General features: G+C 58.8%; 17 protein-coding genes. 8 read left to right on the top strand and 9 right to left on the bottom strand.

The annotated features are described in order from the left end of the window. Nucleotides 1-292: 292 nt before the first annotated feature. A complete protein-coding gene (locus AC1D1M_RS23170; protein ID WP_060541686.1) occupies nt 293-1,876 on the bottom strand; it encodes a peptide chain release factor 3 in 1,584 nt (527 codons plus the stop codon). 327 nt (nt 1,877-2,203) lie between these two features. On the opposite strand from AC1D1M_RS23170, the gene AC1D1M_RS23165 reads away from it, so the two are divergent. From AC1D1M_RS23165 to AC1D1M_RS23145, 5 genes are all read left to right on the top strand, one after another. Continuing rightward, nucleotides 2,204-2,920, top strand: a complete 717-nt coding sequence (locus AC1D1M_RS23165) for an ABC transporter permease (RefSeq protein WP_477777404.1) — start codon at nt 2,204-2,206, stop codon at nt 2,918-2,920. 20 nt (nt 2,921-2,940) lie between these two features. After that, nucleotides 2,941-3,834, top strand: coding sequence for a glycine betaine ABC transporter substrate-binding protein (locus AC1D1M_RS23160; RefSeq protein ID WP_477777403.1), 894 nt, complete (start codon nt 2,941-2,943; stop codon nt 3,832-3,834). A gap of 12 nt (nt 3,835-3,846) precedes the next feature. Continuing rightward, on the top strand, nt 3,847-4,500 hold the full coding sequence (locus tag AC1D1M_RS23155; RefSeq protein ID WP_477777402.1) for an ABC transporter permease: 654 nt from the start codon (nt 3,847-3,849) through the stop codon (nt 4,498-4,500). After that, nucleotides 4,497-5,654 (top strand): osmoprotectant ABC transporter ATP-binding protein OsmV, encoded by a 1,158-nt coding sequence (locus AC1D1M_RS23150; RefSeq protein ID WP_477777401.1) that lies wholly within the window; start codon nt 4,497-4,499, stop codon nt 5,652-5,654. The genes AC1D1M_RS23155 and AC1D1M_RS23150 overlap by 4 nt, the downstream gene beginning before the upstream one ends. 660 nt (nt 5,655-6,314) lie before the next feature. Further along, entirely contained in the window at nt 6,315-7,478 is a 1,164-nt protein-coding gene (locus AC1D1M_RS23145; protein WP_110657157.1) for a type III PLP-dependent enzyme, read from the top strand. 33 nt (nt 7,479-7,511) lie between these two features. Here AC1D1M_RS23145 and AC1D1M_RS23140 read toward each other — a convergent pair whose 3' ends face one another. The 4 genes from AC1D1M_RS23140 to AC1D1M_RS23125 form a co-directional block, all read right to left on the bottom strand. Further along, nucleotides 7,512-8,426, bottom strand: coding sequence for a hypothetical protein (locus tag AC1D1M_RS23140; protein WP_477777400.1), 915 nt, complete (start codon nt 8,424-8,426; stop codon nt 7,512-7,514). A 99-nt stretch (nt 8,427-8,525) separates the two neighbouring features. Next, nucleotides 8,526-10,784, bottom strand: a complete 2,259-nt coding sequence (locus AC1D1M_RS23135) for an alpha-xenorhabdolysin family binary toxin subunit A (RefSeq protein WP_477777399.1) — start codon at nt 10,782-10,784, stop codon at nt 8,526-8,528. Nucleotides 10,785-11,057: 273 nt separating this feature from the next. Next, nucleotides 11,058-11,801, bottom strand: a complete 744-nt coding sequence (locus tag AC1D1M_RS23130) for a tetratricopeptide repeat protein (RefSeq protein WP_477777398.1) — start codon at nt 11,799-11,801, stop codon at nt 11,058-11,060. Continuing rightward, nucleotides 11,802-12,482: a Fe2+-dependent dioxygenase gene (locus tag AC1D1M_RS23125; protein WP_477777397.1), complete on the bottom strand. Its 681-nt coding sequence runs from the start codon at nt 12,480-12,482 to the stop codon at nt 11,802-11,804. 206 nt (nt 12,483-12,688) lie between these two features. Between AC1D1M_RS23125 and AC1D1M_RS23120 the strand changes: the two genes are divergently transcribed. Together AC1D1M_RS23120 and AC1D1M_RS23115 are read left to right on the top strand one after the other, a co-directional pair. Continuing rightward, nucleotides 12,689-15,013, top strand: a complete 2,325-nt coding sequence (locus AC1D1M_RS23120) for a TonB-dependent receptor (protein ID WP_477777396.1) — start codon at nt 12,689-12,691, stop codon at nt 15,011-15,013. A gap of 167 nt (nt 15,014-15,180) precedes the next feature. Next, complete coding sequence (locus AC1D1M_RS23115; RefSeq protein ID WP_477777395.1) at nt 15,181-17,709, top strand: PepSY domain-containing protein; 2,529 nt, start codon at nt 15,181-15,183, stop codon at nt 17,707-17,709. Nucleotides 17,710-17,766: 57 nt separating this feature from the next. Here the strand turns inward: AC1D1M_RS23115 and AC1D1M_RS23110 are convergent, their stop codons facing one another. The 4 genes from AC1D1M_RS23110 to ptsP form a co-directional block, all read right to left on the bottom strand. Further along, on the bottom strand, nt 17,767-19,308 hold the full coding sequence (locus tag AC1D1M_RS23110; protein WP_477777394.1) for an alkaline phosphatase D family protein: 1,542 nt from the start codon (nt 19,306-19,308) through the stop codon (nt 17,767-17,769). A gap of 189 nt (nt 19,309-19,497) precedes the next feature. After that, nucleotides 19,498-21,237, bottom strand: a complete 1,740-nt coding sequence (locus AC1D1M_RS23105) for a PTS fructose-like transporter subunit IIB (protein ID WP_477777393.1) — start codon at nt 21,235-21,237, stop codon at nt 19,498-19,500. A gap of 11 nt (nt 21,238-21,248) precedes the next feature. After that, nucleotides 21,249-22,190 (bottom strand): 1-phosphofructokinase, encoded by a 942-nt coding sequence (pfkB, locus tag AC1D1M_RS23100; protein ID WP_477777392.1) that lies wholly within the window; start codon nt 22,188-22,190, stop codon nt 21,249-21,251. Beyond that, complete coding sequence (ptsP, locus tag AC1D1M_RS23095) at nt 22,190-25,051, bottom strand: phosphoenolpyruvate--protein phosphotransferase (RefSeq protein ID WP_477777391.1); 2,862 nt, start codon at nt 25,049-25,051, stop codon at nt 22,190-22,192. The genes pfkB and ptsP overlap by 1 nt, the downstream gene beginning before the upstream one ends. A 290-nt stretch (nt 25,052-25,341) precedes the next feature. On the opposite strand from ptsP, the gene cra reads away from it, so the two are divergent. Next, nucleotides 25,342-26,337, top strand: a complete 996-nt coding sequence (cra, locus tag AC1D1M_RS23090) for a catabolite repressor/activator (protein WP_477777390.1) — start codon at nt 25,342-25,344, stop codon at nt 26,335-26,337.

The following is a 26,337-nucleotide window of genomic DNA, read 5'->3' as shown; positions in this document are numbered from 1 at the left end:
CCCGTTAAGGTTTACGCCGCCAGTCTCTCCTTCGCGACTGGCGACCGGTAGTCGTTGTAGCTGCTCTCCTTCGCGATGTTGCAGCGCTATGTCTCGCGCTACAACATCAGCAGGCCTCACAGCTACAACGACTACCGGTCGCCAGTCGCGAAGGAGAGACTGGCGGCGTAAACCTTAACGGGTGTCCAAGATTACTTGACCAGTTCAAGCTCGCTCCTACAGGGAATTGCAACAGGCAATAAAAAGCCCCGAGGCTTTCACGTCGGGGCTTTTGGATTTTGCAACTCAGTGCTTAGTGATGCTCACGCGTCGCACGGAATTTCACGTCCGGCCAGCGCTCTTCCATCAGGGCCAGGTTGACCCGCGTAGGCGCGAGGTAGGTCAGGTGACCACCGCCGTCCAGTGCGAGGTTTTCCACAGCCTTGTTGGAGAATTCCTCAAGCTTCTTCTTGTCGCTGCATTCGATCCAGCGCGCGGAATAAACGGTGATCGGCTCGTAGGAGCACTCGACCTTGTATTCCTCTTTCAAGCGGCTGGCGACCACATCGAACTGCAGCACACCGACGGCGCCGAGGATGATGTCGTTGCTGCGCTCCGGGAAGAACACCTGGGTCGCGCCTTCTTCGGCCAATTGCTGCAAGCCTTGGCGCAGTTGCTTGGATTTCAGCGGATCTTTCAAACGCACGCGGCGGAACAGTTCCGGGGCGAAGTGCGGGATACCGGTGAAGCCCAGGACTTCGCCTTCGCTGAAGGTGTCGCCGATCTGGATGGTGCCGTGGTTGTGCAGGCCGATGATGTCGCCGGCAAAGGCTTCTTCCAGTTGCTCACGCTCGGAGGAGAAGAAGGTCAGCGCGTCGCCGATGCGCACGTCCTTGCCGGTGCGCACGTGGCGCATCTTCATGCCTTTTTCGTACTTGCCGGAGCAGATACGCATGAAGGCGATGCGATCGCGGTGTTTCGGGTCCATGTTCGCCTGGATCTTGAAGATGAAGCCCGAGAACTTCTCTTCCACCGGCTCTACGGTGCGTTCGTTGGCTACGCGTGCCAGTGGACGCGGCGCCCAGTCCACAACGGCGTCGAGGACGTGGTCGACACCGAAGTTGCCCAGTGCCGTACCGAAGAACACCGGGGTCAGTTGGCCGTCAAGGAACTCCTGCTGATTGAACTCGTGACAGGCGCCCTGCACCAGTTCCAGCTGCTCGATGAAGCGCTCGTACTCATCACCCAGATGCGCACGGGCTTCATCGGAATCAAGTTTCTCGATGATCTTGGTTTCGGTGCGTTCGTGGCCGTGACCGGCGGTGTACACGATGATGTAGTCATCGGCGAGGTGATACACGCCTTTGAAATCACGGTAGCAACCAATCGGCCAGGTGATCGGCGCAGCCTTGATCTTGAGGACGGCTTCGATTTCGTCGAGCAGTTCGATCGGGTCGCGAATGTCACGGTCGAGTTTGTTGATGAAGCTGACGATCGGCGTGTCACGCAGACGGCAGACGTCCATCAGGGCGATGGTCCGTGGCTCTACACCTTTACCGCCGTCGAGAACCATCAACGCCGAGTCCACCGCCGTCAGGGTGCGGTAGGTATCTTCGGAGAAGTCTTCGTGGCCCGGGGTGTCGAGCAGGTTGATCATGTGTTCGCGATACGGGAACTGCATGACCGACGTGGTAATGGAGATACCACGCTGCTTTTCCATTTCCATCCAGTCGGAGGTGGCATGGCGATCGGATTTACGAGATTTCACCGTACCGGCTACCGCAATCGCCTTGCCCATCAGCAAGAGCTTCTCGGTGATGGTGGTCTTACCGGCATCGGGGTGGGAAATAATGGCGAAAGTGCGGCGTTTCGCGACTTCGGCGGCCTGTTTGGTCATGGGAAATCGCCTGGCAGGTGATTCAAAAAAGGGCGCAGATTATAGCCCAAGTTGATCCAAGAACCGAACCGTTGAGCATATTAGGGGTGGCCAAATGCTGCCGCAGATGGGAACCTTTTAAAGCACGGAGACGTCCACTCCCCCGTTACGACCACTCGTCGGGGGCCTGAAACACCTGCAATTCGGCCTGACGAGGCTGTGCTCATGGCTCGATTGCACGCTGCTTTGCCGGCCTGCTCGAGCTGCTTCTCGCGACATTTTTTCGGCAGCCAAGCAAGGCGTTGCCACACGAAAGAGTGTTCGCCGACTGAAAAAAGGAGTCCGCCTGTGGCTATCCACTATGGCAAAGGGCTGATAGGAGGCGCGCTGGTAATCGCCCTTCTGGCCCTGCTGATCCAATGGATCGGCATCAACACGATCGAACACTACCGCGACGATTTGTTGTTTTACCTGCAAGCTCATTTGATTCTCGTCCTCGCTTCCCTGCTGGCCGCCCTTGTCGTGGGCATCCCCGCCGGCATCCTCCTCAGCCGCCCGTCCATGGTCGGTCGCGCTGAACGCTTCATGCAGCTCTTCAATATCGGCAACACCGTTCCGCCTCTGGCTGTCCTGGCCATCACCCTGGGCATCCTCGGCATCGGCAGCGGCCCCGCCATCTTCGCCCTGTTCCTCGCCTCCTTGCTGCCCATCGTGCGCAACACCTATGAAGGTCTGAAGAACGTTCAGGGCTCGCTCAAGGAAGCTGCCGTCGGCATCGGCATGACCCCGCACCAGGTGCTGTGGAAAGTCGAACTGCCGAACGCCATGCCGATCATAATCGGTGGTGTGCGCGTGGCGTTGGCGATCAACGTCGGGACGGCGCCGCTGGCGTTCCTGATCGGCGCCAACAGTCTTGGCAGCCTGATCTTCCCCGGCATTGCCCTGAACAATCAGCCGCAGTTGCTGCTCGGTGCCGCATGCACCGCGTTACTGGCCCTGTTGCTGGATGGCGTGGTCACACTCAGCAGTCGCCTCTGGCTCGAACGCGGCTTGCGCCCGTCTTAAGCCTCGGCAAAGGAATCGTCATGAAAACTTCAAGCTTTTTACTAGGCTGCGTCCTGCTGTGCGCAGGTTTTGCCCAAGCCGCTGACAAACCCTTGATCCGCATCGGCGCCCGGGTGTTCACCGAACAGACCCTGCTGGCGGAAATCACTTCGCAGTACCTGCGCACCAAGGGTTACGAGGTGCAAGTGACCGGCGGCCTGGGCAGCAATCTGGCCCGCAGCGCCCACGAAAGTGGCCAGCTGGACATGCTCTGGGAATACACCGGCGTTTCGCTGGTGGCCTACAACCATGTCACTGAAAAACTCGACAGCGAACAGTCCTACGCACGAGTAAAAGAACTCGACGCGAAAAAAGGCCTGGTCTGGCTCACCGCGTCGAAATTCAGCAACACCTACGCCCTCGCCCTGCCGAAGAACGTCGCCGACCAATACCCGCACATCAACACCATCAGTGAGCTGAACACGGTGCTGCGCAAGGAAGCCGAGACCAACAACCTGGTGGCGCTGGATACCGAGTTCGCCAACCGTTCGGACGGTCTGGATGGCATGGTCAAGCTCTACGGCATGAACCTGACCCGCAAGAATATCCGGCAGATGGATGCAGGCCTGGTCTACACCGCGCTGCGTAACGGGCAGGTGTTTGCCGGCCTGGTCTACACCACCGACGGTCGTCTCAACGCCTTCAAGCTGAAGCTGCTGGAAGACGACAAGCATTACTTCCCGGACTACACCGCCGCACCGGTGGTGCGTCAGGCCTACATCGATGCGCATCCGCAATTGGCCGCACAGCTCAAGCCGCTGGCTGAATTGTTCGACGACAACACCATGCGCGAACTCAACGCGCGGGTCGACGTCGAGCACCAAAGTCCTTCAGCCGTTGCCGCCGATTTTCTGCGCCAGCACCCGATCAATTAAGGAGGAAAAGCCATGGAATTCCTGAACGCCTTTTCCCATCTCGACTGGCCATTGGTCTTACACCTGACGTGGCAACACATCACCCTGGTCGGCATCGCCGTGAGCCTGGCAATTCTGGTCGGCGTGCCGCTGGGCATCCTGATGACCCGCTTCCCGACCCTCGCCGGTCCGTTGCAAGCCAGCGCCACTGTGCTGCTGACCGTGCCGTCGATTGCCCTGTTCGGCCTGCTGCTGCCGTTCTACTCCAAATTCGGTCAGGGCCTCGGGCCGATGCCGGCGATTACCGCGGTTTTCCTGTACTCGCTACTGCCGATCATGCGTAACACCTACCTGGCCCTGACCAACGTCGAACCGGGCATCCGCGAAGCCGCGCGCGGCATCGGCATGACCTTCGGCCAGCGCCTGCGCATGGTCGAACTGCCCATCGCCGTGCCGGTGATCCTCGCCGGTGTGCGCACCGCCGTGGTGATGAACATCGGCGTCATGACCATCGCTGCCACCATTGGCGCCGGCGGCCTCGGCGTACTCATCCTCGCTTCCATCAGCCGCAGCGACATGTCGATGCTGATTGTCGGCGCCGTGCTGGTCAGCCTGCTGGCCATCATCGCCGACCTCGCTCTGCAAGTGCTGCAACGCTCGCTGACTCCAAAAGGACTCCTGAAATGATCGAACTTCAAAACCTCAGCAAGACCTTCCAAAGCAACGGCAAAGATGTGAAAGCCGTGGACTCGGTGAGCCTGACCGTCAATGAAGGCGAAATCTGCGTGTTCCTCGGGCCATCGGGTTGCGGCAAAAGCACCACGCTGAAAATGATCAACCGCCTGATCAAACCGACCTCGGGCAAGATCCTGATCAACGGCGAAGACACCACCGGCCTCAACGAAGTGACGCTGCGGCGCAACATTGGCTACGTGATCCAGCAGATTGGTTTGTTCCCGAACATGACCATCGAAGAGAACATCGTCGTGGTGCCGAAACTGCTCGGCTGGGACAAGCAGAAATGCCACGACCGCGCCCGCGAGTTGATGAGCATGATCAAGCTCGAACCCAAGCAATACCTGCATCGTTATCCACGAGAATTGTCCGGTGGTCAGCAACAACGGATCGGCGTGATTCGCGCACTGGCGGCAGATGCGCCGTTGCTGTTGATGGATGAACCCTTCGGCGCGGTCGACCCGATCAACCGCGAGATGATCCAGAACGAATTCTTCGAGATGCAGCGGGCCCTGAACAAGACTGTGATCATGGTCAGCCATGACATCGACGAGGCGATCAAGCTCGGCGACAAGATCGCGATCTTCCGCGCCGGCAAGCTGCTGCAAATCGATCATCCGGACACGTTGCTCGCGCACCCGGCGGATGAATTTGTCAGCAACTTCGTCGGCCAGGACAGCACGCTGAAACGCCTGCTGCTGGTGAAAGCCGAAGACGCGGCGGACAACGCACCTTCCGTCAGCCCGCAAACCCCGGTGGCCGAAGCACTGGAGTTGATGGACGAGCATGACCGACGCTACGTGGTGGTCACTTGTACCGAGAATAAAGCCCTGGGATACGTGCGTCGTCGCGACCTGCACCGTCAGACCGGCACCTGCGCGCAATACCAACGCGAGTTCAACGCCACGGCGGCGTACGACGAACATTTGCGCATCCTGCTGTCGCGCATGTACGAGTTCAATCGGGCGTGGTTGCCGGTAATGGATGCCGAGCGGGTGTTCCTCGGCGAGGTCACGCAGGAGTCGATTGCGGCGTATCTGAGTTCCGGACGTTCGCGGGGGATGAAGACCAATATCATCTCGCCAGCCGAGGCGGTGGTCGCCTGATAGCTCACATTACCCGGTAAAAATACAAAACCTGTGGGAGCGAGCTTGCTCGCGATGGCGCCATTTCAGGCAACTACGATGCTGGCTGTGAAAATGTCATCGCGAGCAGGCTCACTCCTACAAGTTCTGTGCGATTTTCTAGTGATTCGCAGGCCGGAAAAAAATATCAACAGTAGCGTCTGCAAAAGCTATCCACAAACACGCTCTGAAATAGTCAAATCCCCTCTTAGCCTACCTTTTCTCGGCCAACGTCGCCGATTTTGACGCTATCGTAGTTACTAGCGACTTGGCGTACAAAAGCGTCGAACGTGCAGGTATTTTTAACACTTCATAAATCTTCGGGAACATCCGACTGTCATCTGAGTCGGTTACAAAGAGTGATGCCCGCAACGCGCGTCAGAAGAGTGCAAAAACGCGACATTTTTTGTTGATCTCAAGCCCCTCACGCCCTAAAGTTCGCGCCGAACGTCCATGCTGGAAACGATCCATCCGGCTCAAGTACTGACGACGAGACAGCAAGGCCAAGGGAAAGCTGCACTTCCCATGGCCTTTTTGCTTTCGGCGACATGCCTTGGGAAGTAGGCGAACCAAAGTGGGGATACGGAGGACGTTCATTTGCACCCATTGATTACTAACGTTTGCCAGTAGGAGCTCCCAGGTATGTCGATCCAGGTCGAAGACTATTTCGCGCGCGAAACCTTTCAGAAAATGAAGGCGTTCGCCGACAAACAGGAAACCCCGTTCGTGGTGATCGACACCGCGATGATCAGCCAGGCCTATGACGACCTGCGCGCCGGTTTCGAATTCGCCAAGGTCTACTACGCGGTCAAGGCCAACCCGGCCGTCGAGATCATCGACCTGCTCAAAGAGAAAGGCTCGAGCTTCGACATCGCCTCGATCTATGAACTGGACAAAGTGCTTGATCGCGGCGTCAGCGCCGACCACATCAGCTACGGCAACACCATCAAGAAGTCCAAGGACATCCGCTACTTCTACGAGAAGGGCGTGCGTTTGTTTGCCACCGACTCCGAAGCCGACCTGCGCAACATCGCCAAGGCCGCACCGGGATCGAAAGTCTACGTACGTATCCTGACCGAAGGCTCGACCACTGCCGACTGGCCACTGTCGCGCAAATTCGGCTGCCAGACCGACATGGCCATGGACCTGCTGATCCTTGCCCGCGACCTGGGCCTGGTGCCTTACGGCATCTCCTTCCACGTTGGTTCGCAACAGCGCGACATCAGCGTCTGGGACGCAGCGATCGCCAAGGTCAAAGTGATCTTCGAGCGTTTGAAAGAAGAAGACGGCATCCACCTGAAGCTGATCAACATGGGCGGCGGCTTCCCGGCCAACTACATCACCCGCACCAACAGCCTGGAAACCTACGCCGAAGAAATCATTCGCTTCCTGAAGGAAGACTTCGGTGACGACCTGCCGGAAATCATCCTCGAGCCGGGCCGTTCGTTGATCGCCAACGCCGGCATCCTGGTTAGCGAAGTGGTACTGGTCGCGCGTAAATCCCGTACCGCGGTAGAGCGTTGGGTGTACACGGATGTGGGCAAGTTCTCCGGCCTGATCGAAACCATGGACGAAGCCATCAAGTTCCCGATCTGGACCGAGAAAAAGGGCGAGATGGAAGAAGTGGTCATCGCCGGCCCTACCTGCGACAGCGCCGACATCATGTACGAAAACTACAAGTACGGCCTACCGCTGAACCTGGCCATCGGTGATCGCCTGTACTGGCTGTCGACCGGTGCGTACACCACCAGCTACAGCGCCGTCGAATTCAATGGCTTCCCGCCGCTGAAGTCGTTCTACGTATAAATACTGCGTAGGAAACAAAAAGCCCATGACGACTCATGGGCTTTTTTTTGCGTCGAACTTGCGCGCCATCATCAATAACCCATCGGCCATGTTCTTGACCTCAACAAGTGGATGTTCAACAAGCGTCAGCAGGTAATTTGTGCGCATGCATACTGATCGAGCATGATTGCGCAGCAGTCCCCTGCGCGCATCCCCCAACAAATACTGCAGTCGATAGCAAAAATCGTTGAGGTTATCTACCGCACAAGCCACTCGAATCCGCATGCTTACCAATCGCGCCATATGCTCTCGTGCCTTTTGCAGCCGCTCCTCTTGAGAGTAAGGTCGGGTGGGGTCCCACTGCATATCCGGCAAACTGAAGTTGCCCAAGCCGTAATACACCTCCAGCTTGGGTATGGGGCTATGGCAACTGCACAGGTCAATGCTCAAGGATTCGATAAACCTGACAAATATGCTGTGGACCGTTGCACCGATTGCGCTGACGGCTTTTTTGAACGTTGCGATTGCAGCAATGCAACGCTGCAGGTGCTGCTCAATCTCTCGCAGGATGTCGATAACACTTTCAGGCGATGCCCCTGCCCATACAGGGGATTTCGCCAGACTAAAGTGTCTCGGGTCGACATCGATAATCCTTGTCTGCATCTTTTCGGGACTTTGGGTAAGCCCGCGAAACTCTTCAATGAACTGATACGTACTGATCAGTGCATTGCTACAAATATTGCCCAACAGCGGGGTCGCGACAGTCATCGCCTGCCACGCCATTTTGTTTGCAGCCGCCGCCCTGGAAAGTAGCAAGGAGCTGGGAGGGGGAACCATTTGATGACCCGAACGCTGATAGTTAGCGGAAAAACGCTGTACCTCCTGCAAGGCAGGCGGCAGTTTTTCCAGAAAATCAATGTATGCGCTCAGGGAGATGAAATCTTGTTCTTCAAGCAAATAACCAGGCATAAATGACTCCTGAACCGTTCAACTGCATGACATCCATAGGCTGTCGAGCCTATGGATGTGCAATGACCAATCTTCAACATTTCCAGACCAAAAATGCATTCAGATCTTGGAAACTGGCCTCAGGAATACAAGGAACAATTCAATCTCAGCCTGGCATTTCCCAACCCACTCCCGGTCGGTTCCATGCCCACACCTTTCGATAAAACGAGAAAAACTATCGACTGCCTTTTTGTACTCAGAAGCAACCAGACGACGTTGTTCTTCCATCCGATGGACAGTTTGGATGAACATGACTTTCCGCTCACCCCGAGTAATGTTCGCTTTCAGCTCATCAATTTCAGTTACTACGCCTGCCACCTTATCGCGCAACACTTTGCTCGATCGCAGCATAGACAGAAAGGACACATCCTTGACAATGCCTTCAATTGCTTTCTGCAACTGCTCGACCGCCAGCATTACCAACTGGGCTTCAGTCGGGGCCATACCCAAGTTTTTAAGTTTATCAATAGACAAACCAACATCTTTACCGAGGCTGTCGATATTGGTTTTTTCGATTTCACGGACAGCATCGTCAATGACCTTTTGAGATGCCCGATATTCACCCAACACTTCATTAAGCGTGGCAACCATTGCTTGAACACGATCAATGTCGTCTTTTAAATCATTCTCGATTTTTTGTGTCTGACTCTGATCAAAGAACGCGGAAATATTTTTATAGCATGCACTAATCGCTGAGTACTTTTCTTCGACATGACCAAGCGCGCCTTTTAGCACACTTACTTTATCAGCAACAGCTTGACGAATGGCTTCTTCATCTTTCTCCGGAGCCGTAGCAAGTTCCCCGTCAAGAACCGCGAGTTCTTGCAGAGCGCCCTCGAACTTGAGCATATTGAACTGCGCAGATTGCTGCAGTGTCCGGATACCATCAAACACATTGCCAACCAATCTGGAGAACTGATTATTCAGTTCTGGCAAATAGTTCAGTTGCTGTGACAAGACCGTTGCTTTTGCGAGATCATCGCTCATCTGCACTTTAGAACTGGACAAGGGGGAAGTATCCAACGACGGATAAGTATTTTCGACCATGGCGCTCTTCCTTGAAAAGGCTATTAGAGGTTTATTGGATTCTTCCGAATATTCTTTATCAGCATCGACAAACACCTGCACCAACTGACCGGCGTTACTTTCAACCTTAATCCAAGAGGCGACCACCAGTTTAAAGGTCGAGATAAATCTGGACAGGGCCAATGCGTCATTTATCTTGTTAATTTTTTCAGCGGACTGATCAATGTATTCATTTATCGTGAACCAGACATAGCGCAAATTACTCGTTGCATAATCCGCTTCTACCGCCGCTATTTTGCAGTTTTGGAGATCATGTTCTACACGCTTTAGGGAACCCAGCGTTAAATTTTTACTCTTGAGGCTCTGTACATCATTTTCCTGATCATTGTTGAGCCTCTTCCGTTCGCTTCGAATATTCTCAGCTTCAACACCAAGATAAATGGCCATACCCAGGCCGAATATGTTGAAGGTGGCAGCGGATGCAATGGATCTCTCCACAAGTGCMTTGTACTCAAGATTAAGCCGTTCGATATCCGCCGCACGCTCGGAGATCGTCTTGTTGAGTTCGAAGATTTCATCCGGATATTTGTTTTGACCGATAAATTCAAGGCGAACTTTAATTTCAGGAATTATCCTGCTTTCAAGCTCATTGCCAAATTGTTCAAGCCCTTCCTTTATTTCATTCGTCCTCTTCCTGTAATGAACAACATCCTCCTTTATATCCTCAAGATACCCCGCCAACCCTCCCACCGTTCCCGGTTGCAGCTCAATACCGGGAAACACTCCTCCCCAATTGTATTCAAGCGTTTTCAAATCCTCGTAGGTTTTGATCCCATGCTCTTTAATCAACTGTACGGAAACATCACTTTTATAGAAATCATCCATACCTTGGCCCCAAATCCGCATTGCAGTACCAAAGGATTCAAGGTCCGTCGCTGTGCCTTTGATCGCTGCACGTAAATCCGCCCACGTTTCAGCATGCTGGCGAATCAACTGAAAGGTTGACAGGAAGTTTTCAGGTTTTAAACCGACACCTCCATCCTCACTGGTGCCGTAACGCAGATAATCCACAACATCTTTATGAGTTTGAGGAAACGTGAATGCAATCGACACGTAACGTTTGATTTTAATGATGTCTTCTTTGGTCAGCACTAAACCCGCATCACGAATTGAGGTCCCCGAGTCACTCGTCGAAATTTCACTGAGCGTTTTAGGAACCTCTTCGGCATACAACGCGACTTTTTCATAATCAGCCCCTTCCAGGGCGCCTTCCCACAACTTAGTATCAGACATATTCATTCCCTTGAAAAACAGACTTAGTCCACAATAAAATCATTGAGGAAAGTCATAATATTAATTAGCACAGCGCGGCTGCAGAGGCGAGACTATGCCAATGCAAAAGCACCGTCAAAAAAAACACTATGAATACTTATTAAAAAACAATAACAATATAAAGTTACACACTTACCAAAAAACAAAAAAAACACCGGACACCCGTTGAGGCTTGTTGAACACATCGGTCTCTTACACTAACTTCGATTTAACACAGCGAAGATCTCGGATCTTCTAAGACAACGCCTGAGCTCTATCAAGGTATGCATCGGCCAGCGCACTCAATCCGGCCTCTTGCAATGTATGAGCTGCCTTGCGCAGGAACGTCGGATGGCCTCCTTGCATCGCAAGGTTAAGCCAGATCAACGCCTGGTCCATCTGCCCTTGCTCGGCAAAGCAAGCCCCATAACTGAACTGACCTCGAAAATCGCCGGCTTCGGCCGAACGCCGATACCAATCGATAGCTGAACTGGGTGCTGCGGTGCAATAGCGCCCCTCCTCCAGGTACCGACCCAACAGGTTCATCGATTTAGCGTGCCCAAGTTCAGCGGCGCATCGATAGAAAATCAAGGCCTGCGACTGATCCTCAACCACCCCGCGCCCGGTGGCCAGCAGATTGGCGAAGTTGTACATCGCCCAATCCAGCCCTCCTTCAGCTGCTATCCGATAATGCCGCGCCGCAATCGCGGCATCGGCAACACAACCCCAACCATGTTCATGGCAACGACCGAGCATGTTGCGCGCCATCAGGTGCCCCTGCCGCGCGGCGATGCCGAACCAGCTCAGCGCCAGCGGCTGGTCCTGCGCGATCCCCTGGCCGTCGAGCAGAATCTGCCCGAGTAAGGCCTGGGCCTCGACCTCTCCTTCTCGTGCGGCAATCAAAATGGCTTGGGCCGCGCGGGCCGGGCTTTCGTCGAGCATGGAGCGCAGGCGCTCACCGTCGAGCACTTCCTCGCGGCGTAAACGAAAATCCGCCACTTACACCTCGACCCAGCGACGCAACAGGTTGTGATACGTACCGGTCAGGCGGATCAGCGATGGATGATCGGGCACATCGCGGGTCAGTTGCTGGATGGCCCCGTCCATCTCGAACAACAGGGCGCGCTGACTGTCTTCACGCACCAGGCTTTGGGTCCAGAAAAACGAGGCAAGTCGCGTTCCGCGCGTCACCGCGTTGACCTTGTGCAGGCTGGTGCCGGGGTACAGCACCATGTCGCCGGCAGGCAGCTTCACCTGCTGGGTACCGAAGGTGTCCTGGATTTCCAGCTCGCCGCCGTCGTAATCCTCGGGCTCGCTGAAGAACAGCGTGGCGGACAAATCCGTGCGCACCCGCTCGATGCCGCCTTTGGGCTGTCGCACTGCATTGTCGATATGGAAGTCGAAACTGCCACCGGCGGTGTAACAATTCAGCAACGGAGGAAAGACTTTGTGCGGCAATGCTGCCGACATGAACAGCGGATTTTTCCACAGCCGTTCCAGCATCGCCGCGCCGATCTCCTTGGCCAGCGGGTGGCCTTCCGGCAGCTGCAAATTGTGCTTGGCCTTGGCCGACTGGTACCCGGCGGTGATCTTGCCATCGGCCCAATCTGCCCGCTCCAGAGCCTCGCGAATGCGCTGCACCTCGTCTTTTTCGAACAGGCCGGGAATGTGCAGCAGCATGACAAGATACCTGAAAACAAAGGGTCGCCAATGGTATTGATTCTTATTGCCTGTGTAAAACACATCTGACGAATGAGTCAGCAGAAACCGTAAGGTTAAATTGTAAAGATTGTAAATTCAGTGCGAATAGTAATGTTTCGCAATTGTTACGAATACCTATTTACCCTATATTCCGCGGCCTCAAATCCTTGGGGAGGGGAATTCAAATGTCGCGTCAACAACCACAAGTACCGGTCAGCTCACCACGTCTGCTCGCATCCGCCATTGGCATGGCGATTACTGCCAGCTCTGCGGGCCACATGGTTTTCGCAGCGGAAAAAACCGACGAAAAAGCACCGGACAAAGTGATTTCGCTGGGCGCCACTGCCATCACCGGCGAAGCCCAGGACGAGACAACCTACAACGTAGAGAAAGCCTCCTCGCCCAAGTACACCGCGCCGCTGATCGACACGCCGCGCTCTGTAACCGTCATTCCGCAACAGGTTCTCAAAGACACCGGCGCCCTCAACATGCAGGACGCATTGCGTACTGTTCCAGGCATCACCTTCGGTGCCGGTGAAGGTGGCAACCCCCAGGGTGACCGTCCGTTCATCCGCGGCTTCGACGCCCAGGGCGACACCTACCTGGACGGTGTGCGCGATACCGGTTCCCAGAGCCGCGAAATCTTCGCCGTTGAATCGATCGAAGTCAGCAAGGGCCCGAACTCGGCCATCGGCGGCCGTGGCGCTGCGGGCGGCAGCATCAACCTGGTCAGCAAGAAAGCTCACCTGGGCGATTCGCTCGACGGTGGTTTCACCTGGGGCTCCGACCAGACCCAGCGCTACACCTTCGACGGTAACTACCAGTTCACCGACACTGCCGCTGGCCGTCTGAACCTGCTGAGCCACGAGAGCAACGTCGCCGGACGTGACAGTGTCGACTATGACCGCTGGGGGATCGCACCGTCCCTGGCTTTCGGCCTGGGCACGGACACTCGCGTCAACCTCGACTACTACCATCTCGAAAGCAACGACACGCCGGATTCGGGTATTCCGTACTCCATCCCGGTCGGTGGCTCGACTGCCCGTACCAAGACCAACCCGGACAAGCCGAATGACGGCGGCGACAGCAGCAATTTCTATGGTCTGACCGATCGCGACTTCCGCAAGACCCGCACCGACACCGCGACCTTCGCCATCGAGCACGACCTGAGCGACTCGCTGACCATCAAGAACACCCTGCGTCACGGCACCAGCATGCAGGACTACATCCTGACCCAGCCGGACGACAGTAAAGGCAACGTCAACAACGGCAGCGTCTGGCGCCGGGCGAACACCCGCGTGAGCAACACCGAGACCACCACCAACCAGACCGACCTGTTTGGTGATGTCTACATCGCCGGGTTCAAGAACAGCTTCTCCACCGGTGTCGAATACACCCACGAGGAAAGCGAAAAGTCCTCGTACAACGTCAACACGGACACCACCCCGGGAACGGCAGCGGTGACCACCAACTGCTCGCCGGCACTGATCGGCGCGCCAAGCGGCTACAACTGCACCTCGCTGTCCAACCCGAACCCGAATGATCCATGGAACGGCGCCATCTCGCGTAACTACGCGGGTACCGACACCAAGGCCGACACCTATGCGCTGTATGTGTTCGACACCCTAACGTTGTCCGAGCAGTGGCTGGTGAACATGGGCTTGCGTTATGACCATTTCGATACCGAATACAAAACCTTCAACGGTTCCAGCGTGACCACGTCCAAGGGCGATGACACCAGCGAATTCGTCACCGGTCAGTTCGGTGTGGTGTACAAACCAGCGGAAAACGGCAGCATCTATGCCTCCTACGCGACGTCTGCCACTCCGCCGGGCAACACCCTGGGCGAAGGTTCGGAAGGCAACCCGTTGGGTGGCACTCCGGATCGCAACGGCAACCTGCTCAAAAGCGACATGGAGCCGGAAACCACCAAGAACTACGAAATCGGTACCAAGTGGGATCTGCTGAACAATCGCTTGTCGTTGACCGCCGATATCTTCCGCACCGAGAAAGACAACGCTCGTGTGCAAACCAATACCACCACGTATGAAAACGTCGGCAAAACCCGCGTTCAAGGTATCGAACTGTCAGCCAGCGGCAAGCTCACCGACAAATGGCAAGTGTTCGCCGGTTACGCCTACATGGACAGCGAGCAAGTCGATGGTGGTGACCTGCCGGCAAACAAAGCCAACAACGGCAACGAACTGCCTAATACGCCGAAAAACAGCGCCAGCCTGTGGACGACCTATCAGGTCACACCAAGGCTGACCATCGGTGGCGGTGCGTTCTATGTCGATGACGTATTCGGCAACGTAGCCAACACCACCATGGTTGATTCCTACGTTCGTTACGACGCGATGGCCGCCTACAAGCTGAGCAAAAACGTCGACCTGCAACTGAACGTGCAGAACCTGACCGACGAAACCTACTACGACAAGGCGTTCTCGACTCACTTCGCCAACCAGGCGGCCGGTCGTACCGCTTTGCTGAGCACCAACTTCCACTTCTGATTGCCACTCACACTGCAATCCCACAGGAGAGGGTGAAGGCTGAAATCAGACCAGGCCCCGTTCATACCGTGAACGGGGCCTTTGCGCGTAAAAAAGAATGCTTCTCGACAACCCCACGGCATAATGCGCGCCGTGATGAATCAATTTGAACGAACAAGGCGAGCGACGTGTTGAAGAAAACCCTGTTCCAGTTGCACTGGTTTTTCGGCATCAGCGCCGGGTTGGTCCTGGCCTTGATGGGCATCACCGGGGCGACGGTGTCGTTTCAGGATGAAATCCTGAGTGTGCTCAACCCTTCCGTGTTGCAGGTCGAGAAACAGGTCGCCGGGGTGCTGCCGCCCGCCGAACTGGTGGAGCACATCGAAGCCGCGTCGGGTAAAAAAGTCTCGATGCTCACGGTGGAAACCGACAGCGGCAACGCAGCCAAAGTGTGGTTCACCCCGCCACCGGGTGAACGCCGTGGCGAGATGCGCTACTTCGACCCCTACACGGCCGAATTCCTCGGCGACGCCGCCGGCCAGGACTTCTTCGGCCTGATGCTGCAATTGCACCGTTTCCTCGCCATGGGCGACACGGGTCGGCAGATCACCGGCGCATGCACGCTGATTCTGGTGTTCTTCTGCCTGTCCGGCCTGTACCTGCGCTGGCCTCGTCAGTGGAAAAGCTGGCGCGCCTGGTTGACCCTGGACTGGAAGAAAAAGGGCCGCAGCTTCAACTGGGACCTGCACTCGGTGGCCGGCACCTGGTGCCTGGTGTTTTACCTCCTGGCGGCACTGACCGGGTTGTCCTGGTCCTACGAGTGGTACAACAAGGGCCTGACCCGATTGCTCTCCGACTCACCGCAGAACGAGCGTGTTCGCGGCGGACGTGGCCCGGCGCCGGAAGGTCCGGCACCGACAGCCGATTACGCGGCCATGTGGAGCAGCATCTACAGCGCGGCCGGTCCGCAACTCAGTTCCTATAACGTGCGCATGCCGCCCGTGGCCGGCCAACCAGCGACCGTTTACTTCCTGTTGAAAACCTCACCCCACGACCGCGCCCTGAACCAGATCACCCTCGACCCGGCCACCGGCGTGGTCAAACGGGTTGATCGCTACAGCGACAAGAGCCTCAAGGCGCAACTGCTGACCAGCATCTATGCGCTGCACGTCGGCAGTTACTTCGGCATCGTCGGACGGATCATCCTGACCCTCACCGCGCTGAGCATGCCGCTGTTCTTCGTCACCGGCTGGATGCTGTACCTGGATCGTCGCCGCAAAAAACGCCAGATCAAGGATGCGCGCAAAGACCTCGTGCAAACCGCCAGCGATGCGCCGGCGTGGCTGATCGGCTTCGCCAGCCAAAGTGGTTTTGCCGAGCAGCTGGCATGGCAAACCGCTGGGCAATTGCAGGCCGCAGGCTTGCCGGTAAAAGTGCAACCGTTGGCCGACGTCAGCGAGCAGGACTTGCATGAATCGAACAATGCCTTGTTCGTAGTCAGCACCTTCGGCGACGGCGAAGCACCGGACAGCGCCCGCGGGTTCGAGCGCAAGGTACTCGGCCGGGCACCGAGCCTGGGACGCTTGAATTACGCCGTCCTGGGACTGGGCGACCGGCAGTACCAACACTTCTGCGGTTTCGCCAAACGCCTGCACGCCTGGTTGGGCGAACATGGCGCACAGACCCTGTTCGCCCCCGTGGAGGTCGACAGCGGTGACCCTTACGCCTTGCGTCACTGGCAACAGCAACTGGGCCTGTTGACCGGCCAGGCCCCCGTGGATACCTGGCAAGCGCCCAGCTACGACAACTGGACCCTGCTGCGTCGTGAACTGCTCAACCCGGACAGCAGTGGTGCGCCGGTGTACTTGTTGGGCCTCAAGCCTCCTTCCAAAAGCAGCTGGCTGGCCGGTGATCTGGTGGAAGTGTTGCCGCGCAATTGCCGGTGGGCCATCGAGCACTTCCTCGACGGCATGGGGATTCACGGTGAATCCAAGGTGCAACTCAACGGCCTGGAAGAAACCCTCGAACAGGCCCTGGCCAGCCGCCAGTTGCCGGAGAACCGCGCCCATCTGGTCGGCCTGCACGCGCAGGCGCTGGCAGAGGCCCTCGTGCCGCTGGCCATGCGCGAGTATTCCATTGCGTCGATCCCGGCCGATGGCATGCTCGAACTGATCGTGCGCCAGGAAGTGCATGCCGACGGCAACCTCGGCGTCGGTTCCGGCTGGTTGACCGAACACGCGCCTGTGGGCAGTTCCATCAGCCTGCGCGTGCGGCGTAACAGTAGTTTCCATCTGCCGGCGCAACCGGTGCCGATGATCCTGCTGGGCAATGGCACGGGGCTGGCCGGGTTGCGCAGCCTGCTCAAGGCCCGGATTACCGATGGTCAGCAACGCCAGTGGCTGCTGTTTGGCGAGCGCCATCGCGAGCACGACTACCTGTGTCGAAAGGAGCTGGAGGAGTGGCTGATCAACGGTGATCTGGCGCGCCTCGACCTGGCGTTTTCCCGCGACCAGGCCGAAAAGATTTACGTACAGGACCGTCTGCGTGAATCCGCGGCCAAGCTCAAGAGCTGGCTGGCCGACGGTGCAGTGATCTACATCTGCGGCAGCCTCCAAGGCATGGCTTCAGGCGTGGACCAGGTGCTCAACGAAGTGTTGGGCACTGCCGAAGTGGAGCGCCTGATCGAACAGGGCCGCTACCGCCGCGACGTGTACTGACCCAATGATTTCCCTGTAGGAGCGAGCTTGCTCGCTCCTACAGGGACCCAGAGTCAATCAAACCGGCTGCAACTTCTGCTCAAACACCGACACCCCGTCCAGATCCCGCAACACCACGCTCAACTCCCCGCTCTGCCCATCGATATTCACCTCGCCAAAAAACTGAAACCCGGCAAACGGCGAGACGTTCTGCGCGGGCGGCGCCTTCTCGAACACCACTTCAGGGCCGAAGGTTTTATCCAGCGGATTAGGTCCGAAGCTACCGGCATTCAGCGGCCCGGCAACGAACTCCCAGAACGGTTCGAAATCCTGAAACGCCGCCCGGTCCGGATGGTAATGATGGGCCGCGCAATAATGCACATCCGCGGTCAGGAACAGGAAATTGCGCACCTGCTGCGCCCGCAGGAAACCGAGCAACTCGGCGATTTCCAGTTCGCGGCCCTGGGCCGGGCCAGGGTCACCGTTGGCCACGGCTTCCCAGCGCGCGACACCGGGGCTGACCTCGCCGTCGGGCACGCCGAGGCCAATGGGCATGTCGGCGGCGATCACCTTCCATTGCGCGTTCGAGGCCTGCATTTCGCGCTTGAGCCAGTCCAGTTGCTCACGACCGAGGAAGGGTTTTTCAGCGCCCAGATTGTCATCGTTGGCCCCGCGATAACTGCGCATGTCCAGCACGAAAACATCGAGCAGCGGCCCGTAACCAAGCTTGCGATAGATCCGCCCACCGCCATCGCCGCTCTGCAAGCGCATCGGCGCGTATTCGAGCCAGGCTTGGCGTGCGCGGCCCACCAGGCTGTGGATATCTTTGTCCTGGTAACGCGCATCCAGCTGCTTGCCCGGCGACCAGTTGTTCACCACTTCGTGGTCGTCCCACTGCCAGATCTGCGGGACCTCGGCGTTGAAGCGACGGATGTTTTCGTCCATCAGGTTGTAGCGGTAATTGCCGCGGTACTCATCGAGGGTTTCGGCGACTTTGCTCTTGGCCTCGGTGGTGATGTTGCGCCACACCCGGCCACCTTCTGTGGTGAGCTGTGCCGGGATCGGGCCGTCGGCGTAAATGGTGTCGCCGCTGTGGATAAAGAAATCCGGCAGACGCAGGCGCATTGCTTCGTAGATGCGCATGCCGCCAATGTCCGGGTTGATGCCGAAGCCCTGGCCGACGGTGTCGCCGCTCCAGACAAAACGGATGTCGCGCCGGGTCTGCGGCACGCTGCGCAAGTGACCGAACCAAGGCTCGCTGGCGACACCACTCTGGGCGTCTTCAAACTGCACACGGTAGAAAATCGCCTGATCGGCGGGCAGCCCGGTGAGCTCGACCCGGGCGGTGAAATCAGTGCGCGCATCAGCCAGGGGCGAGACGAATCGTCGAGGGTTGGAAAACAGACTGCGGGTGTCCCACTCCACCACCATCCGGGCGGGACAATCGCAGCGGCTCCAGATGATTGCCCGGTCACCCAGCAGGTCGCCGGACTGCACGCCGTCGGTGAGTTGCGGCCGATCCTTGACCGAAGCGATCACTGCCGGCGCCAGCCCCGGCAACAACAGCCCGGCGCCGACCGCTTGCATGACACGACGACGCCCGAGGTTGAAATCGCTCATGGTGTTCTCCCTGAAAAAGGAAAAACTAAAGCATGGACCTATGACCCTGGCATGACACAGATCTTCCCAGTGCTAAAGATCCCTGTGGGAGCGAGCTTGCTGGCGATAGCGGTCGTTCAGCCAACAAATTTGTTGAGTGTGAATCCGTCATCGCGAGCAGGCTCGCCCCCACAGGAGCTGGGGCAAGTGTCAGGCGGTGACGGGTTCTACCGCCATCTCCACCACCTCCGGCCGTTTCACCAGCGCATACACCACCGCCGTCAACAGGCTCCCCGCCACAATCGCCAACAAGTAAAGCAGCGCATGGTTGATCGCATTCGGGATCGCCAGCACGAACAACCCACCGTGGGGCGCCATCAGTTTGCAGCCGAAATACATCGACAACGCACCGGTCAGCGCACCGCCGGCGATGCTCGCCGGAATCACCCGCAGCGGGTCTTTCGCCGCAAACGGAATCGCCCCTTCGGAGATGAAGCACAGCCCCAGCACCAGTGCTGCCTTGCCGGCTTCGCGTTCGGTCTGGGCGAACTTGCGTCGGGCAATGAACGTAGCGATGCCCAGGCCGATCGGCGGCACCATGCCCGCGGCCATGGTCGCCGCCATCGGTGCGTAACTCTGCGACGCCAACAACCCCACCGAGAACGCATAGGCCGCCTTGTTGATCGGCCCGCCGAGGTCGACGCACATCATGCCGCCCAGCAACACACCGAGCAGAATCGCATTGGTGGTGCCCATGCTGTCGAGGAAATGCGTGAGCCCGGCGAGCATGCCGGCGACCGGTTTGCCGACCACATAGATCATCACCAGACCGGTGAACAGACTCGCCAGCAACGGAATGATCAGGATCGGCTTCAGCGCCTCAAGACTTTGCGGCAACCGCGCATAACGGTTGATCGCCTTGGCCGCATAACCGGCAAGGAAACCGGCAATGATCCCGCCGATGAAACCGGCGCCCAGGGTGCTCGCCAGCAGACCGCCGATCATCCCCGGCGCGAGGCCCGGACGGTCAGCGATGGAATAGGCGATATAGCCTGCCAGCAGCGGCACCATCAGCTTGAATGCGCTGTCGCCACCGATCTGCATCAACGCCGCCGCCAGCGTGCCCTGCTCCTTGAATGCGGTGATGCCGAACACGAACGACAAGGCGATCATCAGGCCGCCGGCCACCACCATCGGCAGCATGAACGACACGCCGGTCAGCAGGTGTTTATAGACGCCGGTTTTCTCTGATTTGGCTGGGCTCCTGGCGCTGCTCGAAGCGCTTTCCTGCTGGCCTTCGGCCAAGGCCTTTTTCAAAGTCGCTTCGGCTTGCTTGAGGGCAATGCCGGTGCCACAGCGATAGATTTTCTTGCCGGCGAAACGCTCGGTGGCGACTTCGATATCGGCGGCCAGCAGCACCACATCGGCCTCGGCGATCGCCGCTGCGCTCAGTGGATTGCGTGCGCCGACCGAGCCTTGGGTTTCCACCTGCAAGTCATAGCCCAGGCGCTTGGACGCTTGCTGCAAGGCCTCGGCGGCCATGAACGTGTGCGCTACGCCCGTCGGGCACGCGGTGACGGCCACCAATCGTGGCGTGTTTGGCGTAACCGCCACAGGCTCTACGACGGCTTCGTTAGCCGCATAAACCTGAGCCTCCTGCGCACCGCGCCGCAGCACGGCTTCCACGTCTTGCAGGGCCTGGGCCGGGGTGCTCTGGAACACTCGCTTGCCAACAAACCGCGACATGTCCACTGGTGCGCTGGTCACCAGCAGCACCCACTCGGCTGCATCGAGGGTGGCCGCCGACAGTTGCTTTTCGGGATGCGCGGCATCGGTGACTTCGACACTGGTGCTCCAGCCCTGACGCTGGGCCGCGGCATCGAGCAGCCGGGCACACAGCACACTGGTGACCATGCCGTTGGGGCAGGCCGTAACGATGGCTAACTTCATGACAAACCCTCTTATTGTTCTGTCAGGGGACGCACGCGCACACCCTGTTCGAGCTGCGCCAGTTGCGCCGCATCGCCAATACCGAAACCGATCTGGGTCACTGCCATCGCGGCAATTGCCGTGGCAGTTCGCAAGGTTTGCTCCGGTGTATCGGCACTGAGCAAACCGTGGAGCATCCCCGCCAGCAATGAGTCGCCCGCGCCCACCGTACTGGCGACGCTGACCTTGGGCGGAGTGGCATGCAGTGCCGAACCGACGCTGAACCAGTTCACACCATCGGCACCGTGGGAAATCACCACATGCTCGATGCCCTGGGCGTGCAAACGCTCCGCCGCTAGGGCCTGGGCACTGACCGACACAACCTCGCAGTCCAGCACTTCGGCCAGCTCTTCAGTGTTGGGTTTGATCAGCCAGGGTCCCGCTTTCAGCGCTGTACGCAACGCATCGCCGCTGGTGTCGAGGGCAACGCGCAGACCCAGGCTTTTCAAACGCTGGATCAACGCCTGCAACCACTGCGCGCTAACGCCCAGGGGCAAACTGCCGGCGACCACCACCGCATCGTGCCCCGGGGCAATCTGCTCCAGTCGATCCATCAAGGCCTGCTGCGCCGCTTCGCTGACCAGCGGCCCCGGCCCATTGATGTCGGTAATGCGCCCATCGCTTTCCGCCAGTTTGATGTTGCTGCGGGTTTCACCGGGAACGCGGATGAAGGCATCGACAAAACCGCGCTTGGCGAACAATGTTTCGAACGCTTGCAGGTTGTCTTCGCCAAGAAATCCACTGACGGTCAGCTGATGCCCAAGGTCCGCCAGCACTTGTGCCACGTTTACGCCTTTGCCGGCGGCGTGGGTGTGCATCACATCGCTGCGGTTGACCTGGCCGGCTCCAAGGCGCGGCAACTGGACGGTCAGGTCCAGCGCGGGGTTGAGTGTCAGGGTGAGAATCCGGGCCATTACAGGGCCTCCACTAATGCGCGCACTTCATTGGCGCTGCCCACGGCCAGGGCCTGTCGGGCAAGGGTTTGAGTCTGAGTGAAGCCCAGTTCGCGAATCCGCGCCTTGACTTCGGCAATGCTGCGAGCACCGACGCTGAGCTCATCCACCCCGAGGCCGACCAGCACCGGCACCGCCAGCGGATCGGCCGCCAGCTCGCCGCACACACCGACCCATTTACCATGAGCATGGGCCGCGCGAACGGTGATGTCGATCAGTTGCAGCACCGCCGGATGCAAGCCGTCGGCCTGGGCCGACAGCGTCGGATGGCCACGGTCGATGGCCAGCGTGTATTGGGTCAGGTCGTTGGTACCGACGCTGAAAAAGTCGACCTCTTTGGCCAGTACCGGCGCCAGCAATGCCGCCGATGGCACCTCGATCATGATCCCCAGTTGCAGGTCGGCGACCGGGATTTCCACACGCAGGCGCTCGGTCATGTCACGAGCCTGGCGCCACTCGTCGACGCTGCCCACCATCGGGAACATGATCCGCAGCGGCCGGTTGTCGGCCGCCCGCAGCAAGGCGCGCAGTTGCGCTTCCATGATCTGCGGGCGCTGCAAGGTCAGGCGTATGCCGCGCACGCCGAGGAACGGGTTTTCTTCCTTCGCAATCGGCCAGTACGGCAGCGGTTTGTCGCCACCGACATCGAGGGTGCGCACCACCAGCGGCCGCCCCGCCAGACCGTCGAGGACGCGGCGGTACTCGGCTTCCTGGGTCGCCTCGTCGGGCGCTTGCGGGTGGGCCATGAAAATCAGTTCGGTGCGCAACAGGCCGACGCCTTCGGCGCCCTGCTCCACCGCGCCAGCCACACCGGCGCTTTCACCGAGGTTGGCGAACACTTCGACGGCGTGGCCATCGGTGGTCGATGCCGGTTGATGGCGCAGTTCAGCAGCCGCCTTCAAGCGTTGCTCGCGGGTATCGCGTTCGGCCGTGGCGCGTTGCAAGGTCGCCGCGTCAGCGTCCACATGCAGACGACCACGCTGACCATCGAGCAGCAACGGCGTACCCGGCGCCAGCAGCAACACGCCGGGGCCGGCGCCGACCAGTGCCGGAATGCCCAGGGCCCGGGCGACAATCGCACTGTGCGCCGTAGCGCCACCCCGGGCAGTGAGAATCCCCGCCACGCGAGCCGGGTCGAGACGTGCGACGTCGGACGGGCCGACCTCGTCCATCACCAGAATGTACGGTTGATCCGGTTCGCTCGGGGTTTCGATGCCACTGAGCTGCATCAACACCCGACGCCCGATGTCGCGCAAGTCGGCGGCGCGCTCGGCGAGCAAGGCATCCTGCAACGCTTCCTGCTGCCGGGCCGCCGCTTCAATCACGGCCATCCACGCCGCTTCGGCGCTTTCGCCCTGCCTGAGGCGCGTATCGACCTCATCGGTCAGCTCCGGGTCGTCGAGCATCTCTTGGTGGGTGATGAAGATTTCGCGAATGGCTTTGCTCTTGCTGCGCTCGATCAGGCCCTGGATGTCACGGCGTACCTGCGCCAGGGCGTGCTGGAGGCGTTCACGCTCGATGCCGGCGGACTCGCCGCGCAACGGGTAATCGATGGTTTGCAGCACTTGAATATGCGCCGGGCCGATGGCGATTCCCGGAGCTGCGGCAATGGCCTGAACCACACTACCCGATAGCGGGGCGAGGACCACTTCAGCCACATCGGCAACGACTTCGTGGGCCTGGCTGACCGGCGGCAGCGGCTCGACTTCCTCACCGAGGCCTTCTTCGATGGCGGCCAACAAGGCCGGCAACGCATCGGCCGCAATGCCCGGCTCGGCGATGATTTCCAGAACCTGCCCCCGACGGGCGCCGAGGCTGAGCAACTTGCTCAAGCTCTTTACCGACACCGCGCTGTCGTGACCATCGACAATGCGCACGCGGATTTCGCCTTCAAAACTCTTTGCCAGTTGCGCGAGGATTTTCGCCGGCCGCGCATGCAAACCGTGGGCGTTGGCCAACGCAATTCGCGCGCTGGGCCAGTCGGCGGGCACTTCACCACCGAGCACTTCGAGGACCTTGCGGCTGCTGGTGGCGCGCCCCAACTCATGGCCACGCCCTTCGATCAACAACGCGCACAGGCGTTCGAGCAGGGCTTGATGGGCCTCTCCGAGGCTGGCCAGGCAGAACAGTCCATTGAGTGGCTGGCCGAGATAGCGCAGCGGTTTGTCCGGGGTGACGAAGGCCAGGCCGGGGCGTTTCACCGTTTGCTCGCTGTGCAGCCACCACAGGCCATCGCCCAGTGGCAGCGCTTCAACCTGCTGCAGTACGGCGGAGAAACCATTGCTCACACAGTCGGCCTGCCGCAACAAACGTGCGCCGCGCCAGACCAACTCTTCGAAATCTTCGGCCGCCACACCAAGGCCGATCATCTGCGCATCCAGCGCCAGCTCCTGCGGCGCGCCTTGCAGCAACTTCAGCAACGCTTCGGCGGAACCGGCGCGGCGCAGGGCCTGGCCCAGATCCGTCTCGCCTAGGGCGCGAGTCAGCAATTGCAACAGGCGCAGATGTTCATCGGATTTGGCAGCGATACCGATCGCCAGGTAAACGACATGGCCGTCGCCCCAGTCCACGCCATCGGGGAACTGCATCAGGCGCACACCAGTGGTGAACACCAGCTCGCGGGTTTCAGGCGTACCGTGGGGGATGGCGATACCTTGACCGAGAAAGGTCGAGCCCTGGGCCTCTCGCGCCTGCAAACCGGCGAGATAACCCTCGGCAACCAGGCCGTCGGCGACCAGATGCCGGGCCAACAATTGCAGCGCTGCGGACTTATCCACGGCCGACTGGCCCATGGAAATCTGCTCTACAGTGAGCTCGAGCATGCTTTCTCCTTTTTGGCGCCTTGGGGCGCCAGGTATTGTTTTGAATGAGCCAGCTTAGGCGCTTGGTCGTCACTTTTGGCGGTTTCATGGCAGAACCGGCCAAAGGCGCCTATAACGTAGAAAATACGCCTGCTGAAACGTTTAATCTAGAATGGATGGCACGTTACTCGATAATGTCCCATCCTTGAAGCCCAACTTGTCGGATGCGTTGCGACAATGGTCGCCTGCCTGAATCGGGTAGGATTGACGAAAATGTCGAGGCAATCTCGAAAAAACAAGGAAACAGCGGGTTGAAACTCAGTGATATCGCCCAGTTGGCCGGTGTGTCCGTCACCACCGCCAGCTATGTCATCAATGGCAAGGCCGAACAACAGCGCATCAGCAGCGCTACCGTCGAACGCGTGCGCGCGGTCGTCGAACAACATGGCTTCACGCCTAACCCACAGGCCGCCGGTTTGCGCAGCCGGCACACCCGCACATTGGGCTTCATTCTGCCGGATCTGGAAAACCCCAGTTACGCGCGAATCGCCAAATTGCTGGAGCAAGGTGCGCGAGCCCGGGGTTATCAACTGCTGATCGCCAGTTCCGACGATGCCCCGGACAGCGAACGGCAATTACTGCAACTGTTCCGCGCCCGGCGCTGCGACGCACTGATCGTTGCCAGTTGCCTGCCAGCCGGCGACGATAGCTATCGCCAATTGCAGGCCAAGGGCATTCCGATCATCGCCATCGACCGGGTCATGGAACCCGAGCATTTCTGTTCGGTGATCAGCGACGACCGCGAGGCCAGCCTGCAACTGACCCGCAGCCTGCTCGATCCCTTGCCCAAACAGATCGCGCTGATCGGCGCCCGCCCGGAGCTGAGCATCAGCCAGGAACGTTCCGCCGGCTTCAAAGAGGCGCTCGCCGGGTTCAATGGTGAGGTGCTGATCGAAGAAGGTGAGTCCTTCAGCCGCGAGTGCGGCAAACAATTGATGGAAGAGTTGCTGCAGCGCCTGGGCCATTTGCCCGATGCCCTGGTGACCACATCCTACGTACTGCTTCAGGGCGTGTTCGATGCGTTGCACGACTTCCCGCTGAAAAACCGCCCGCTGCGCCTCGGCACATTCGGTGACACCCAATTACTGGACTTCTTGCCGCTGCCGGTCAACGCCATGGCCCAGCAACACCAGTTGATCGCCGACAAGGCCCTCGCGCTGGCCTTGGCAGCCATCGAGCAGTCGGATTACCGCCCCGGCGTGCAAGCCATCGCGCGCACGTTCAAGCAGCGTATTCGCCAGGAATGA

It is taken from the genome of Pseudomonas sp. P1_F7, assembly GCF_056405655.1.
Note: the sequence above shows the minus strand (reverse complement) of the source record. Positions and strands in the feature narration are given on the sequence as shown.